Annotated in this window: 13 protein-coding genes; 4 read left to right on the forward strand and 9 right to left on the reverse strand. The window is 55.5% G+C overall.

What is annotated here, in order from left to right:
• Positions 1 to 44 precede the first annotated feature (44 nt).
• Both B4923_RS04095 and B4923_RS04100 read right to left on the reverse strand, forming a co-directional pair.
• On the reverse strand, positions 45 to 1,394 hold the full coding sequence (locus tag B4923_RS04095) for a cation:proton antiporter (RefSeq protein WP_109053105.1): 1,350 nt from the start codon (positions 1,392 to 1,394) through the stop codon (positions 45 to 47).
• A gap of 142 nt (positions 1,395 to 1,536) precedes the next feature.
• Positions 1,537 to 1,821, reverse strand: a complete 285-nt coding sequence (locus B4923_RS04100) for a DUF3861 domain-containing protein (RefSeq protein WP_109053106.1) — start codon at positions 1,819 to 1,821, stop codon at positions 1,537 to 1,539.
• Between the two features lie 255 nt (positions 1,822 to 2,076).
• On the opposite strand from B4923_RS04100, the gene B4923_RS04105 reads away from it, so the two are divergent.
• A complete protein-coding gene (locus B4923_RS04105) occupies positions 2,077 to 3,441 on the forward strand; it encodes a hypothetical protein (protein ID WP_109053107.1) in 1,365 nt (454 codons plus the stop codon).
• A gap of 12 nt (positions 3,442 to 3,453) precedes the next feature.
• Complete coding sequence (locus B4923_RS04110) at positions 3,454 to 4,821, forward strand: carboxylesterase family protein (protein ID WP_109053108.1); 1,368 nt, start codon at positions 3,454 to 3,456, stop codon at positions 4,819 to 4,821.
• 95 nt (positions 4,822 to 4,916) lie between these two features.
• On the opposite strand, the gene B4923_RS04115 is transcribed toward B4923_RS04110, so the two are convergent.
• Complete coding sequence (locus B4923_RS04115; protein WP_109053109.1) at positions 4,917 to 5,681, reverse strand: helix-turn-helix domain-containing protein; 765 nt, start codon at positions 5,679 to 5,681, stop codon at positions 4,917 to 4,919.
• A 312-nt stretch (positions 5,682 to 5,993) separates the two neighbouring features.
• Here B4923_RS04115 and cfa point away from each other — a divergent pair, with 312 nt between their 5' ends.
• The gene (gene cfa / locus B4923_RS04120) at positions 5,994 to 7,142 is read left to right on the forward strand and encodes a cyclopropane fatty acyl phospholipid synthase (RefSeq protein ID WP_109053110.1); all 1,149 of its coding nucleotides are present in this window, start codon (positions 5,994 to 5,996) and stop codon (positions 7,140 to 7,142) included.
• A 138-nt stretch (positions 7,143 to 7,280) separates the two neighbouring features.
• On the opposite strand, the gene B4923_RS04125 is transcribed toward cfa, so the two are convergent.
• The 6 genes from B4923_RS04125 to B4923_RS04150 all read right to left on the reverse strand — a co-directional run bounded on the left by B4923_RS04125 (position 7,281) and on the right by B4923_RS04150 (position 12,922).
• Positions 7,281 to 8,789, reverse strand: coding sequence for a tripartite tricarboxylate transporter permease (locus tag B4923_RS04125; protein WP_109053111.1), 1,509 nt, complete (start codon positions 8,787 to 8,789; stop codon positions 7,281 to 7,283).
• A 29-nt stretch (positions 8,790 to 8,818) separates the two neighbouring features.
• The gene (locus B4923_RS04130; protein ID WP_109053112.1) at positions 8,819 to 9,349 is read right to left on the reverse strand and encodes a tripartite tricarboxylate transporter TctB family protein; all 531 of its coding nucleotides are present in this window, start codon (positions 9,347 to 9,349) and stop codon (positions 8,819 to 8,821) included.
• 124 nt (positions 9,350 to 9,473) lie between these two features.
• A complete protein-coding gene (locus B4923_RS04135; RefSeq protein WP_109053113.1) occupies positions 9,474 to 10,445 on the reverse strand; it encodes a tripartite tricarboxylate transporter substrate binding protein in 972 nt (323 codons plus the stop codon).
• Between the two features lie 37 nt (positions 10,446 to 10,482).
• Complete coding sequence (locus B4923_RS04140; RefSeq protein WP_109053114.1) at positions 10,483 to 11,109, reverse strand: 2-dehydro-3-deoxy-6-phosphogalactonate aldolase; 627 nt, start codon at positions 11,107 to 11,109, stop codon at positions 10,483 to 10,485.
• A 33-nt stretch (positions 11,110 to 11,142) separates the two neighbouring features.
• Positions 11,143 to 12,117, reverse strand: coding sequence for a 2-dehydro-3-deoxygalactonokinase (locus B4923_RS04145; protein ID WP_109053115.1), 975 nt, complete (start codon positions 12,115 to 12,117; stop codon positions 11,143 to 11,145).
• 10 nt (positions 12,118 to 12,127) lie between these two features.
• The gene (locus B4923_RS04150) at positions 12,128 to 12,922 is read right to left on the reverse strand and encodes an IclR family transcriptional regulator (RefSeq protein WP_109053116.1); all 795 of its coding nucleotides are present in this window, start codon (positions 12,920 to 12,922) and stop codon (positions 12,128 to 12,130) included.
• 395 nt (positions 12,923 to 13,317) lie between these two features.
• On the opposite strand from B4923_RS04150, the gene B4923_RS04155 reads away from it, so the two are divergent.
• On the forward strand, positions 13,318 to 15,084 hold the full coding sequence (locus B4923_RS04155) for an ABC transporter ATP-binding protein (RefSeq protein WP_109053117.1): 1,767 nt from the start codon (positions 13,318 to 13,320) through the stop codon (positions 15,082 to 15,084).
• The last annotated feature ends 76 nt before the right edge of the window (positions 15,085 to 15,160 follow it).

A 15,160-nucleotide genomic window follows, 5' to 3' on the forward strand; every position in this document is an offset into this window, starting at 1 on the left:
TTTGATGAAGGAGACGAAGGGAAAATGCAGCGGATCGTTGCCGATCAGTCTTTATCGCGCTTCCGGGCGGCGATTTTGCTCTGCCGCCAGTTGAGCAACGGCGTCACCGACATGCCATGCACCACCACGCTGGCGACGATCAGCGTAAAGGCCATATCGGCCATTCTTGTTACCTCGTCACCGGCCAGTCCGTGGGTATAGGCCCAGGCAATGTAGTTAATGCTGCCGATCCCCCGAATTCCCAGCCATCCCAGAACCAGCCGCTGCGCACGCGGCGCCTGCATACCGATAGTGGCAATCCATACCGACAGCGGCCGGATGATCAGAAACAGCAAAGCGGCCATCAGCAGACCGGCCGGCTCCCAGTGTTGAGCCAGCGTGATGCCCAGCACGATAATGATCCCCGCGGCAAACAGTCTTTCCACCATATCGCCGAACGACAGGGCATCCCCCACCACCAACCCAACCGAACTGGTGGGATTGGTTTCGCCCGGTTCGTGACGAATATGGGGATTGACCATCACCTCTGCGGGAGGGCGGTTATCGCTGTCGGAAAATTCATCGGCAGGCTGACGATTGACGACGCGCATTTCTGCCCGGCGCAGTCCGACGCCGGCGGCAAAAGCCGCAAGAAATCCTGACGCATCCAGCGCCTGTGCGGCGGCATAGCTCAGGGCAATCAGCGCCAGCGCCAGAAAATCGTTCGGCGCAACGTCCTGATGGGTATGGCGCAAATGTGTGGCGTACTGGCCGACAAAGCGGCCCATGGCAAAACCGATTCCCACCCCGGCGGTAATGGCCCACAGCACGTCCACCAGCGCCCACTGGCCGAACGCAGCCAGCGATACGCCGCCCGGCGTGGTCAGCAGCATGACCGCCAGCATCAGCAACGGCAGAGCGCTGCCGTCATTCATTCCCGCCTCGCTGGAAAGCGAGACGCGCAGGTTATCATTATCGCTGGCATCGTTAACCGAGATTAAGCTGGCCAGTACCGGGTCGGTAGGCGCCACAATCGCGCCAAACGCCAGTGAGATCGGCCAGGAGAGCCCGGCAAAATAGTGCACCGCAAGGGCCGCGCCCGCTACCGTCAACAGCATGCCGGGAAACGCGAGCCGCAGACCGATGCGCCACCCCTGGCTTTTTAGCGGCAGCCTCAGCTTGAGACCGGTAATAAACAACGACGCGGCCATGGCGATTTCAGTGATATTTTTTGTCAGCTCCGCATGAGCGGCAATATCCACTCGCAGCAGATTTAACACCCACGGCCCGCATAACACCCCCGCCGCCAGGTAAATCGCAAACACCGTTATCGGACCACGCTTGATCCAACCCGACGCCAGCGACATCAGCAGTAATAAACCACCGGTTACGGCAGTCCAGCCAAGAAAGCCCATTTTTGCTCCTCTTTTGATCTATCTACCGGTGTAAGTATGATCGCTGATAGAGAAGAAGGCTGGATATCTATTTGAAATCGCCAATTTTTCAGCAGGGTTAAACGGCAATAATTGTAGAGATTCAGAGGTCCTTAGCGGCGTATTATTTTTTAAGGGCCTGCATGAAATCACGAAAATGCGGGGAGAATTCGGCAAATAATGGATGATTGCGATGGGTCATCATAACCTCGCCAAACAGTTTCAATCCAACAGCAAACGCCGTTGCCGCGGCTTCGTCAAAATCGCTGCGTTGGCGCATTCGTTCCACAATAGCGAAGATATCATCATGATTCCCCACCTCGAATTGAAGTTGCTTGTCTTCAACGGGAGGAACGCCATTTTTATCAGCAAGATGCTCAATGGTAATGCGGTATTGGTGTTGTTTCATATCAATTTCTCCATTGACCGGATGAATTATTCCCCGGCTTTAAAGGGGGCACGGATTAGCACGGTGAACCCGCGCCATAAAAATCAACAATATCACACCGGTTATCGGCTGTCTCACGCCGGAAACGTCCCCTTCTTCACCGTACATATTTTCATTCCCTTCAATCAGGGTAAACTAATCCATCGCTATACCGCATGGGAGTTCTGTGTTGAACAATAGCCCCAGGCCAGCGCATAAGATGAAATGAGAGCCAATATGCAATCACGACGAGAATTCCTGATAACCGGCCTTGGCATAGGCATTTCGGCGCTGCTCCGGCCTATCGCGACAAGTGCCGGCACAACGAATATGGCGAAACTCAGAGCCGGTGCCGGTCGGGCTAATATCGTGTTTTCCGACGATCTTTATCCTCTGGACGGATTTGTCGGCGAACACGATCCGCTTGCCGCCCGCGTTCTCCTACTGGATGACGGCAGTAAGCGGATGTGCGTCACTGTCATTGACCTGACGTCGATCCCGGAAGAAATCATTACCGCCATGAAGTCGCTTCTTACCGCCGTCACCGGCGTTCCGGCTGAGAATGCCATCATTTGCGCCAGTCACACCTTCTCGACGCCACACGTCTTTTCGGCCGGAGAGGCTCCGGCTGGTACGGACACCGCACGCAACGATGCCATGCGCGGCGCTTTCGAGACCGCGCTGCGCGTCGCGGCGATGCAAGCCATCGCCACCTTGCAGCCAGCGCGCCTGGGCTTCGGTTCCGGCACGAGTCGGGTGAATATCAACCGCGACGCGCCCACATCGCACGGATGGTGGTTGGGGGCTAACGAAGCGGGTTTCACCGATCCCTTCCTCGGCGTGCTACGCGTCAATAGCCTCGACGGCAAGCCTCTGGCGATCCTGATGAACTTTTCGGTGCAATCCTCGATCACCGACGGCTCACAGCGCGAAACCGGCGGAAGGCTGATTTCCGCCGATCTGGCCGGGGCTGCTGCGCGTTATGTCGAGACGCACTATGGTTCAGACGCTGTCGCGTTATTCCTCGTCGGCGCGGCAGGCGATCAGGCGCCTTATCTTCAGGCAAATCGGCATGTCGTTAACGAAGACGGCAGCGTCGGTCAAATTGACCTCCACGAGGCGGGCTTCATACTGGTGGATCTGCTCGGCGAGCGCCTCGGTGCGGATGTCGTTCGCATCGCCCGGCACATCGTGATGGAACCTGCAACGACGCTGGACATACGACGTGAGAGTATAGAAGTAACCTCACAAGACTTTTCGCCGGGCGACAAGCCAGTCGGTCCCGTCATCGCCTTCGACTACAAAATTGGTGAGAAGCAGACCGTTCCGGTCGTATTGATACGTATCGGCGACATGGCGCTGGTCGGTATGCAGCCTGAACTTGCCGCAAGCATCGGCGCGCAAATCCGGGCTAACTCGCCGTACAGGCAAACGATGGTGGCAACCATGGTCGATGGCGCAGCCAAGTATATGCCCGATTCACAAAGCTACGACCGATTCACTTACGAAGCACGGAGCTCACCGTATGCAAAAGGTGCGGCTGAGGCTGCGGCCGCTGCAATAATCAGCAAACTGAAGCAAATGGACAACATCAAAAACTGAAGAGGACTAAAAATGCCATCACGTCGAGACTTCCTGATCATGGGCGTATGCGCCGGAGCGCTGATTGCGATTAATGCGCCTGTTTTTGCACGAAACGGCACCCGGTATGCAAAGGGGGCGACAGCCATTACGCAGGTATCCGGCGATGGAATCCGCTTGACCGGGATCGCCGTGGAGTACGATGCGCCAGTCAATAGCGCGGAACTGTCTGCCGCAAGCTTCAGCGTTGAGGGACGAGTCATCACCGGCGTGTTTGCCAGCACCTCCGCCGATCTTGCCGGCCGGGCAGCGGAAGGCCGTTTCGTCATTATTACGCTGTCGCCCGAGGATAAAAATGCCCTTCTTGCTGAGAAAGTGCAGTCGCAGAATGGAGATCGCAAGCAATCCTCTGGCGGCATGGGCCCCGGAAAGGCCGGCGATATTCCGGTCTATGACACTGTCTACAAAACTGCCGCCGCCAGAGTCGTTCAGTCCGGGCCAGTCACGATGAGCGACGGTCATACCATTCCCGCCAGTACCGAGGGATTGGAAACGACCAAAGTCGAGAACCTGATCGTTGACGATTTCCAGCAGTTGGAATTTCACGACCCGAAGACAGACAAGAAACTTCGCTACAACCTGTTCGTGCCGAAAGATTATGATGCAGGAAAATCCTATCCGCTGGTGCTGTTCATGCACGATGCCGGAGCCACCAGCGACGTGACGCCAACCACGCTATACCAAGGGCTGGGCGCGGTAGTCTGGGCAAGCCCTGAAGATCAGGCCAAACGGCCATGCTTCGTTCTGGCGCCCCAATATGCCGAAATCATCGCTGATGACGATTCGCAAACGTCCGATATGCTGGACACCACCATCAATCTCATCAATACGCTGGCGGAGCAATACCGCATCGACCGTAACCGACTCTACACCACCGGCCAATCGGGCGGCTGTATGATGTCGATCGCAATGGACATCAAGTACCCGACGTTCTTCGCCGCGTCATTCCTGGTGGCAGGCCAATGGGATCCCGCGTTGGTGAAACCGCTCGCCCGGCAAAAGCTCTGGATCCTGGTCTCACAGGATGACAATAAGGCTTATCCCGGGCAGAACGTCATCACGGCCGCGCTGGAGAAAGACGGGGCGAAAATCAGCCGCGCCGTCTGGGATGGGACCTGGACGCCGGAGCAATTCCGCGCCGCCTTCGAGAAAATAGACGCCGAGGGCAGTCCGATCAATTACGTGACCTTCCGCGAGGGCACCGTCATCCCGGAAAATCAGTCAGCGGAAGGCGCCAGCGGGCACCGGAACACCTGGCGCATCGCGTACACGATTGAGCCGATCCGTGAATGGATCTTTCGGCAGAACAAAAACCCGTTCCAGAATGATAGCGCCGCTTAGCAGCATCGAAGGCAGAGATGACTGAATGAGGCGGGACGCGGCGGAATACGGCATGCATCGGCGGTATTCCGCGCGGCCAGAAAGGCTGGTCAGGTCTAATAACGGGTCGGCGGGACGCCGAACATCTTCCGGAAGGCATAGGAAAAAGATGCGGTGCCGGAGTAGCCAAGATCCAAAGCCACCTGGGTTACGCTGCAATTATTTTTCAGCATGATCACGGACTCCAACAGCCGCATGCGTTTTTTCCATTCGCTGAAGGCTACGCCCGTTTCTTTTTTGAAACGGCGCGAAAAGGTGCGTACCGACATCCCGACGTTGGCCGCCCACTGCTCAATACTGTGCCCTTCATCCGGAGTTTCCTGAATTTCCCGGCATACCCGCATCAATGTCAGAGAACTGGGCCAGGGCAGTGAAAAACCGGCATCCGGCAGTTTCTGGATCTGCGCGATCAGCACGTTGACCAGCATGCCGTCATCCCCGGCGCTGTCGTACTGTTCCGGTACATGCTCGGTCGCATAGTGAATGAATTCTCTGACGAAGCTGCTGATCTGTACCACCCGGCAACTATTGTGATTGATCGCCGCGAAATCCTGTTCGATATACAGGCTTTCCAACAGCACATCGCTGGTGGTCAGAACGCGATGCGGCACGTTCGCCGGGATCCATATGCCGTAGAAAACCGGCACAATTAGCGTCCTTCCCTCGATTTCTACCCGCATCCCCCCTTCGCGCGCGTACAGAAATTCGACAAACGGGTGTTGATGCTGCTCGACGAGTACGCCTTTTCCCCACCGGCAGGTGCGGAAATAGACGGAACGAGGCAGCGTCAGCCGCTCAGGAGCCGCAACAAGCTGAATCATCGCGTCCTCATAAAGTGGGAAACGGGAAGTGTATGGTATGGCCGCTAATCGACATAAATTGTCCTTTCATGATAATACAGGCCGGTACAATTACCTGATAATAAATCATCTCTATTTGAGATTTCAAAAAGAACAGGGAGTTGGTTATGCACCCCGCTTATATCCAGGATCATTAATTTTCCTTACCCCACAATCAGTACGCAATGACCTGAACCCGGCGGAGGGCAGCAACGCTGCTTTTATGCCAGGCAATGTTGATCTATTACTGTTAGCGGATAACAACGCGATTCACTGTTAAACCAGGAAGAGACTATGAGTAATGTATGCGCGGTCAATAGCTGCGATGATAAGAACGAATGGCTTCGTATCGCAGACGATATGCTCACCCAATCCGGCATAACCATCAATGGTTCGGAACCCTGGGATATTCATGTTAACCATTCTTTGTTTTTCAAACGAGTATTACAACAAGGTTCTATCGGGCTGGGAGAAAGCTATATGGACGGCTGGTGGGATTGCGACAGGCTGGATATCTTCTTTCACCGAATACTGCGCGCCCATCTCGATGAAAAAATGCCGTCCCGCGTTAATGACATCCTGCGCATTGCCATCGCCCGGCTAACCAATCTCCAGTCAAGGAAACGCGCCTGGATCGTGGGGAAAGAGCATTATGATCTGGGCAATGACCTGTTCTGTCGCCTGCTTGATCCCTACATGCAATATTCCTGCGGGTACTGGAAGCAAGCCGATAACCTATGCGATGCCCAGCGGGATAAGCTGGATATGATTTGTAATAAATTGCAACTCCAACCGGGCATGACGCTGCTGGACATCGGCTGCGGCTGGGGCGGGCTGGCGGCTTATGCGGCGCAGCACTATGGCGTCACCGTTCATGGCGTGACCATTTCCGCTGAACAGCAAGCCTTTGCGGAAAAGCACTACGCTAATCCGGACATCCATATTCTGTTGCAGGACTACCGTGATTTACACCAGCAGTATGACCGCATCGTGTCCGTGGGCATGTTTGAGCATGTCGGCCCGAAAAATTACGCCACTTATTTTGAGGTCGCCAACCGTTGCCTGAAACCGGACGGTATTTTTCTTCTTCATACCATCGGCGCCAATCAAACGGCTCATAACGTCGATCCGTGGATTAATAAATATATTTTTCCCAATGGATGTCTTCCCTCGGTAAAACAGATTGCCAGCGCGAGTGAAAAATACTTTGTCATGGAAGACTGGCATAACTTCGGTTCGGATTACGATAAAACGCTGATGGCCTGGCATGAGAATTTCCTCGCGGAGTGGCCTCAGCTGAAAGAGAATTATTCCGAACGCTTCAAAAGAATGTTTGTTTATTATCTTAACGCCTGCGCCGGCGCATTTCGGGCCAGAGACATTCAATTATGGCAAGTGGTCTTTACCCGCGGCCTCGAGCATGGGTTACAGGTGCCACGTTAACCGCTACAGATACCCCCCTTCTCTCTCCAGTAAACCATGCCGGGACCCATTCTCCGCGGCGATGGATGCGCCGTGGGAACACAACCGAACATCCAGACGGTAGATTTGCGGCGCGCCCTATACAGGGCGCGCCGACGTTTACCTGGCAGCGCGGCTGGCGGAGGTTTTAAAATGCCTGATTACGCTGCGGATAATAGGATACAACAGGGTGAACGCCGCCAGGCCCAGCAGGACCGCGGTGATCGGATGGGTATAGATGAAATCCATGCTGCCGTTGGATATCGACATCGCCCGGCGGAAGTTGCTTTCCGCCATCGGCCCCAGAATGAGCGCCAGTACCACTGGCGAGGGGGGAAATTCGAACTTGGCCATCACGTAGCCCACGACGCCGGCCACCAGCATGATGCCGATATCGAAGATGCTGTTGTTGATGGCGTAAGTGCCGATGATGGACAGCGCCATGATGAGCGGCGTAAGAATGGGTTTCGGGATTTGCAGCATTTTCACAATCAGCTTCAGCGACCCCAGCCCCATGATCAGCATGACGGCGTAACAGAACAGCATACCGGCGAAAATGGTGAACACCATATCGCCGTGTTCCTTGAACAGCATCGGCCCCGGCTGTAGTCCCTGTAGCGTCATGGCGCCCAGCATGATCGCGGTGACGGCGTCGCCGGGGATCCCCAGCGTCATCATCGGCAGCATAGCGCCGCCGGTACAGCCGTTTGCGCCGGCTTCGCAGGCGGCGACGGCGGTGATTTCGCCTTTACCGAAGTTTTCCGGGGTTTTGCTGAAGCGCTTGGCCTCGTTATAGGCGACGAAAGCCCCGATCTCCGCGCCGACGCCGGGGATGGTGCCGATGAAAACGCCGATGCCCGACGAACGCAGAATGGTCGCCAGACAACGCTTGATCGTGGCCTTGGTGGGGATCACACTGCCAATCGCGACGGCGCTTTTCTTGACCAGATCGGTTTCCGCCATCCCTTTAAACGCTTCGGATGCGGCGAACAGGCCAATCATCACCGGAATAAAGGGAACGTTCATCAGCTCGGGAAATCCGCCGGTGAAACGGGGGAACCCGGTCATGGGATCGAGCCCGACGGTGGCGATGAGCAAGCCGATGAAACCGGCGATAATCCCTTTAATCATCGACTTGCCGGCAATGCTGGAAATGATGCTCAAGCCGAATATCGCCAGCGCGAAATTTTCCGCGGCGCTGAATTTCAGGGCGATGCGGGCAAGCATTGGCGCCAGGAACACCAACACCAAAACGCTGATGGTGCCGCCGATAGTGGAGGAAATGATAGCGATCCCCAACGCGCTGCCGCCTTCTCCCCGTTTGGTCAGCTCATAGCCGTCAATCGCCGTGGCCGCCGCGGCGGGCGTGCCAGGGATCCTCAGCAGAATGGCGATGATGGAACCGCCGTACACGCCGCCGAAAAATACCCCGCTAATCATCAGCAGACCGGTCACCGGATCCATGCCAAAGGTAAACGGCAGCAGAATAGCCACCCCCATGGTGGCGGTAAGACCGGGCAGCGCCCCCACCATAATGCCCAGAAACACGCCGAATACCGATAACAGCAGCGCCGTAGGGTGATTGAACAATGCGATGAAGCCATCTGCAAGCATGGATAGTTCTTGCATATTTTTACCTCTTTACGATGTCTTGCCGTTTATTCGAACAGCAGACCAACGGGGACGGCCACATTGAGACCAAGATAGAAAATCACGTAGGTCAATCCCGTAATGGCAATGGCGATAACGGGATTCCATATTTTGTGTTTGAACGCCATGAGCCACATCAGGAAGATGAGATAGGGGATCATAGAAACGATGTACCCGAAATAATACATACCGAAGAAACAGGCAAAGGATGCCAGTATGCCCAGAACGGTTTTTCCGTGTCGGATATCCACATCGTCGGGCGACGGCGGAGCGTCGATCGTAATGCCGGCGCGTTTATTGCGCTTGATAATGGACAGGTTATTAAAAATTAATAATAACGCGAGCAGTATCAGCACCACGGAATAAAATACGGGAAAGCGCGAGGGTCCGATATCGGTCGCCAGACGCGAAGCCGGAAATTTCTGTGCGGCAACGATAGCGGCCAGCGACACCAGGATCAGAACCACACCGATGGCGATTTCGATTTTACGTGCGTTATCCGGTACGGGGATATCCGGATCTTTCGGTTCATGAGCCATATTAATTTTCTCTGATGCTAAAAGGTTTCTGCGGCGGCCTGGGGCCCGGATATCGTATCGCGGACCCGATTGAAAAAGGCTTTATGCCTGGTTAACGTTCAGCTGTCGTTTATTGTCAACCGTACTACTGCGCCAGACCGACTTTAGTCATTAACTCTTTGAAATAACGGTTATCGCGCTCGATCAACTGCTGGAACTCCTCGGCGTTACGGTAATCAAAGTTCAGATTGATGCGGCTCAGGGATTCGGCGAATCTGGGATTCTCCGCCACTTTGCGCGCGGTTTCCGCCAGCACGTCCTGAACGTCCTGCGGCGTTTTCTTCGGAACGAGAATGCCGCGCCAGGTGCCAATGGACAGATCGACGCCATTTTCCTTCAGCGTGGGGACATCTTTGAAAGCGGCCAGTCGTTCATCGGCCATGACGCCGAGGATTTTCACGGTTCCCGCCGCCACGTGCGTGGAGACTTCCGCAGCGCTGACGCTCACCGCCTCAATATGCCCGCCCAGAAGCGCAGTAATGGCTGGCGCGGCGCCATCGTAAGGAATGTTGTTGAACTTCGTGCCGGTTTTATCGCCGAGAGCTTCCGCGGCCAGATGCCAGATAGCGCCGGAACCGGAGTTACCGATGCGGATTTTGCCCGGATTGGCTTTGGCGTATTCCATGAATTCCGCAAAGGTATTCCATGGCGCATCGATTTTCACCGTGATGGCGCCCGGATCGGCGTTCAGCAACGCGATGGCGGCGAAGTCGTCGGCATTGAAGTTGACCAGCCCCATGTGCGGCAGCATGGTGATCTCCGCGGTGCCGAGGCCGATTTTATAGCCGTCCGGACGCGCCGCAACCAGTTCGGAGAAGCCTACTGCGCCACCGCCGCCGGGCTTATTGACGATACCGATTGCTTTGGGCAGATATTCTTTCGCTACGTCGGCAAACGAACGGGCGACCAGATCGGTGCCGCCGCCTGCGCTGTAGGGAACAATCATTTCTATCTGCCGAACCGGATAGTCGGCGGCCAGCGCAGGTACGGCGGACAGGAGCGATGAGGCGGCCAGTAACCCGGCCAGAGCGTGAGGCAGAATATTACGAGTTTTCATAAAGCACTCCAGTACAGAGATATAGTTTTATAGTTAATTATGCGTGGGATGTTCGCCAGGCTCGCACAAAGGCGGCGGCGTTCTTCCCGACGCTCTCAGGCGACATGCCGGGCTTATAGAGCATGCCGCCAATGCCAAAACCACTGGCGTCGGCTGCCAGCCAGCCGGATAGGGATTCAGCCGTGATCCCGCCGACGGGCAGCAGCGGGATCTCCGCGGGTATGACGGCGCGCCATGCCTTCAGCGTCTGCGGAGAAACGGCTTCGGCAGGGAAAATCTTGACGCCGTGCGCGCCATTGGACAACGCGCTGAAGGCCTCGCTTGGCGTGGCCGCGCCGGGCAGACTGATCAAACCCAGTTTTCTGGTTTCCTGAATGACGGCCGGATCGGTATGCGGCGAGATGATGATTTCACCTTGATTCTGCTTTACCGCACGCACATCGTTAACCGACATGACCGTACCGGCGCCCACCCAGCAATCCTGCGGCAGAGCCTGCCGCAGACGGGCGATACTGCGCAACGGCTCGGGTGAGTTCAACGGTATTTCGATGATGCGGAATCCCGCCTGATATAGTTGACGTCCGATATCTTCGACCTCGTCGGGAGTAATTCCCCGCAGGATGGCAATCAGTCCCGTTTGCCGTAATGTTGTTAAGAAATCCATGGTTAAATCCCCTGCTGTTGGCAAAAAACGGCGTCAGTCGAGCAGACCTGCCAGGTGGGCGATGTACCATAGCCCCCGCTCTGTCGCACCGTCAGAAATATGAACCGGATAAGGACACTCCAGATAGGTCAGCGCGCGAATATAGCGCTGACACAGCGCTTCAGACCCGATGAACGTGATCGGAATCTCCTGGTCTGGCTCCGGCGTCAGTCTGGACAACACCGCCAATAATTCGCTGCCCAGCACCAACCCGGAAAGATAGTCGGCCTGCTGCTGCGCGGTGATGTGTTTGCATAGCAGGCGGCTGCGCACGGAAAACAGCGTGCCGAGCAAACCGACGGATTCTTGGTAACGCTGAGCGACCGCCACCCCTTGAGCAAACGCCTCCCAGTCCGGCTGCCCGGAGGGCCGTATCGTGGTGGCCAGAATGGTGTGATGCGCCAGCGCATCGTAAAGATCGCCGGTCATAAATGTCTGGATGTGCGCGATCCGGTTTTGCGCCACTTCAACCCACTTGGCATGTGTCCCGGGCAGCGCGATCAGCGCTTTTCCCTGCCGCGCCATGGTCGAACGCAGCCGTTCATCATGCTGTAACGCGCCGGCTATCTGGGTTTCCTCGCCACGCATCACTTCAGGCAGGTCGCCGTCTTTCCATACGCCGGACACGATGGAAAAATACTGGCCGTGTCCGGTCTCAACGCGGGTTAACTGCTGGGCCAACTGCCGGATATCGCAGGGCGCCTCGATATAGGGCGCCTGACGCCAGCCCTGAGCGCTGCCAATCATGCCGCAGGCGATCACCGGACACGCCGGTGTTTCCCGCAGCCAGTCGCCACACGCCTCGGTATAGACCTGAAGGAAGGCCTCTTCCCGATTGGCCGCCGATGATGGGAGTTTCGTCACGCCATAGGGCAGCGTTCTTTTTTCCAGAACCGAGCCGTCTTTTCCCAGGCGGCAGGCACGTAGCATGGAGGTTCCCCAGTCCAGGGCAATTAGCGTTGTCATCATATTCACCTTGTTATTTTTTCCCTGCCAGCGCTCTGCGACGCAGATTAAACAATGTCCGGCTCCACCCCATTTCATTGGAAATGGCGTCGGCATAGCCTTTAACGATGTCGATAAGTTCACTCATGCGGCTGTCGGGCATATAAGGGGTAATGCTCGCGACAGAAATAGCGGCAATAATTCGGTTGGAGGCGTCTCGCACCGGTGCGGCGACGCAGCGGATGGTGAATTCATTTTCCTCCAGATCAAATGAATACCCGCCCTGAGCATATTTGGACATCGTCTGAATAAACGTCTCTGCGTCGCGTTGCGGCTGATTCGCCAGGAAAATGGCTTTCCATTCATCGGCATCCTCGTCGAGGATAAGCGCTTTGCCAATGCCGGTGGATGACAGCGGCATGCGCTGCCCGACGCGGGAACGCATCTCCAGCCCGCGCGTACCGGGGATCTTATCGATGTATAGCACGTCGTTGCCTTCCCTGATGGCGAGATGCACCGTATCTTGGGTCAGCTTCGCCAGATCCTCCAGGGTGTGCTTGGCCGCGATCCTCAATGGGTAGGCGTTAAGGGAACTGGTGCCGAGCTCGATTAATTTCGGGCCGAGATAATAGCCATCCTTATCCACAAACCTTAACAAGTTCTTGCTGACCAGTGCGTTGACCAGGCGATGCGTTGTACTGCGCGAGGTGCCCACATATTCGCCGATGGATTTCAAATCGCGATGACCGGCGGCTACGGCATCGATAACCGATAACCCTCTAAACAGAGTCTGCACACCGCTGGCCCCCGCAGCGTTCTCCGATTTCATCGTGTTTCCCCTGTGAATAAATATGAATTGCAGACATTTTTAGCACAGGTGGGAACGGTGCTTTTGTGACGCGTTTCGCGAAATTCTATAATGTGGGAGATCGTCCCACATATAGGGATTTACTGCATAAGTCCAGCGGGACCTGCCCCTGTGTTTCGGCTAGCCATCATATAATCACTCAATATAACTAATGCCAAACTGTCCTAAAGAACATGAGACCAATGCGATTAAAGTAATGAAACATGAGGAGTCACGAGAATCATGACGCTTGCAATCTAAAAGATGAAAAGGCGGCCCTATGCAGCGCCTCATGCCAATAGACGAGGTCGCCACGATCGAGCTCGTCAAAATAAATATGCGCTGAGATAAACACCGCAGGTGGCTAAGGTATTGGTATGACGGTATTACTGGATATAAAGGGACTGAGCGTGCATTTCCGCGAACAGAGTGCGGTGGATAATCTGGACCTGCAAATAACGGCGGGAGAAATGCTGGCGCTGGTTGGAGAATCGGGCTGCGGCAAGTCCACCACGGCATTGAGCATCATGCGATTGTTACCCAAACAGGCAACAATCAGCGGTTCGATCCTGTTGGACGGAACATCGGTTCTGCATCAGAGTGAAAAACAGCTCGCCGCGATGCGAGGCAATGATATCTCGATGATTTTTCAGGAACCGATGACCTCGTTAAACCCGGTATTAACTATTGGTCAGCAGGTTGCCGAGGCGCTGCTCCTGCATAAACCGTTAAGCCGGACACAGGCGCGGGAACGCGCCATTGAACTGTTGGACCTGGTCAAACTTCCCAATTCCTCCCGCCGCTTCAACGACTACCCCCATAGCTTGTCTGGCGGTCAGCGTCAGCGGGTGATGATTGCCATCGCCATTGCCTGCCAGCCGCGTCTGCTGATCGCCGATGAACCGACAACCGCGCTGGACGTGACGATTCAAGCTCAAATCCTCGCGTTACTTGACGAATTACGCCGGGAATTAAATATGGCGGTACTGCTAATCACCCATGATTTGGGCATCGTCGCCCAATGGGCCGATCGGGTTGCCGTCATGCATAACGGACGCAAGCTGGAAGAAGGCGTCGTTGAGGCCGTGCTGAATAATCCTCAGCACACTTACACGCAAGGCCTGTTGCGCGCTTCCCTGCATATGGATCAGGGACAACATTATCGTCAGTCCAGTCTGGCGGAAATTCGTTTTAGCGATAAAACCGGGTTTACGCTCTCACATCCCCCGCTGCGCGCCTCCCATCGTGCTGCCGCTCAACCAGATGACTCGCCCATACTGTCGGTTGAAAATCTCACGGTGACCTACGACAACGATCGGGATGGCGTGACGGCGGTCAACGATGTTTCACTGCACATCCAGGCCGGTGAAACGCTGGGGCTGGTGGGAGAATCCGGCTGTGGTAAATCGACGCTGTCGCGCGCCATTATGCAACTGGAGCCCGTGCAAAACGGGAAGGTGCTGTTTAACGGGCAGAATTTGTCGTCATTATCCCGCAAGGCGTTGCTGCCCTGGCGAAAACAGATACAGATGATTTTTCAGGATCCGTACAGTTCGCTTAATCCGCGTCAGCGCGTTGATGAAATTTTGGGTTACGCACTCTCTATTCATGGCATCAAAGATAGACAGGAACGGGAGCGCCGCATCGTGCGTATTCTGGATGACGTCGGCTTACCCAGCACGGCACGAAGCCGGTATGCGCACGAATTTTCCGGCGGCCAGCGCCAGCGTATCGGCATCGCCCGGGCGCTGGTATTACGTCCGCAATTAGTGATCTGCGACGAGCCGGTTTCCGCACTTGATGTCTCAATTCAGGCTCAGGTTCTTAATTTACTGGTGGATTTAAAGACAGAACTGGGCCTGACCTATCTGTTTATTTCTCACGATTTGGCGGTAGTCCGTTATATCGCCGATCGCGTCCTGGTCATGAACGACGGGCGCATTGTGGAAGAAGGCGATCACCAGCGTATCTGGCACCAACCTCAACATCCTTATACCCGTACGCTGCTGAATGCCGTGCCTGGCAATACAAACCATCGACAGCCCGAAACACGATTCGGTGCCGACAAAGGTAAGAAAGACGAAGGAAACGCAGCGCGAGGCGTGCTTCCTTCAGCGTCCGTAGTTTCAAGCAGCCTTCGGTAGTTTTCTTATCCACCGCCGACGGTTATACGTTTCACCATCATGGCCGGCTATTGCTGAAGCGGTCATATAACTGATG

It is taken from the genome of Brenneria roseae subsp. americana (assembly GCF_003115815.1).
In the GTDB taxonomy this organism is placed as follows: Bacteria; Pseudomonadota; Gammaproteobacteria; order Enterobacterales; family Enterobacteriaceae; genus Brenneria; species Brenneria roseae.

What these genes read in the sequence shown, in the direction of transcription:
- B4923_RS04105 (WP_109053107.1), top strand. Translation starts at nt 2,077, where the DNA reads ATGCAATCACGACGAGAATTCCTGATAACCGGCCTTGGCATAGGCATT.
- B4923_RS04145 (WP_109053115.1), bottom strand. Translation starts at nt 12,117, where the DNA reads ATGATGACAACGCTAATTGCCCTGGACTGGGGAACCTCCATGCTACGT.
- cfa (WP_109053110.1), top strand. Translation starts at nt 5,994, where the DNA reads ATGAGTAATGTATGCGCGGTCAATAGCTGCGATGATAAGAACGAATGG.
- B4923_RS04130 (WP_109053112.1), bottom strand. Translation starts at nt 9,349, where the DNA reads ATGGCTCATGAACCGAAAGATCCGGATATCCCCGTACCGGATAACGCA.
- B4923_RS04135 (WP_109053113.1), bottom strand. Translation starts at nt 10,445, where the DNA reads ATGAAAACTCGTAATATTCTGCCTCACGCTCTGGCCGGGTTACTGGCC.
- B4923_RS04125 (WP_109053111.1), bottom strand. Translation starts at nt 8,789, where the DNA reads ATGCAAGAACTATCCATGCTTGCAGATGGCTTCATCGCATTGTTCAAT.
- B4923_RS04110 (WP_109053108.1), top strand. Translation starts at nt 3,454, where the DNA reads ATGCCATCACGTCGAGACTTCCTGATCATGGGCGTATGCGCCGGAGCG.
- B4923_RS04095 (WP_109053105.1), bottom strand. Translation starts at nt 1,394, where the DNA reads ATGGGCTTTCTTGGCTGGACTGCCGTAACCGGTGGTTTATTACTGCTG.
- B4923_RS04155 (WP_109053117.1), top strand. Translation starts at nt 13,318, where the DNA reads ATGACGGTATTACTGGATATAAAGGGACTGAGCGTGCATTTCCGCGAA.
- B4923_RS04150 (WP_109053116.1), bottom strand. Translation starts at nt 12,922, where the DNA reads ATGAAATCGGAGAACGCTGCGGGGGCCAGCGGTGTGCAGACTCTGTTT.
- B4923_RS04140 (WP_109053114.1), bottom strand. Translation starts at nt 11,109, where the DNA reads ATGGATTTCTTAACAACATTACGGCAAACGGGACTGATTGCCATCCTG.
- B4923_RS04115 (WP_109053109.1), bottom strand. Translation starts at nt 5,681, where the DNA reads ATGATTCAGCTTGTTGCGGCTCCTGAGCGGCTGACGCTGCCTCGTTCC.
- B4923_RS04100 (WP_109053106.1), bottom strand. Translation starts at nt 1,821, where the DNA reads ATGAAACAACACCAATACCGCATTACCATTGAGCATCTTGCTGATAAA.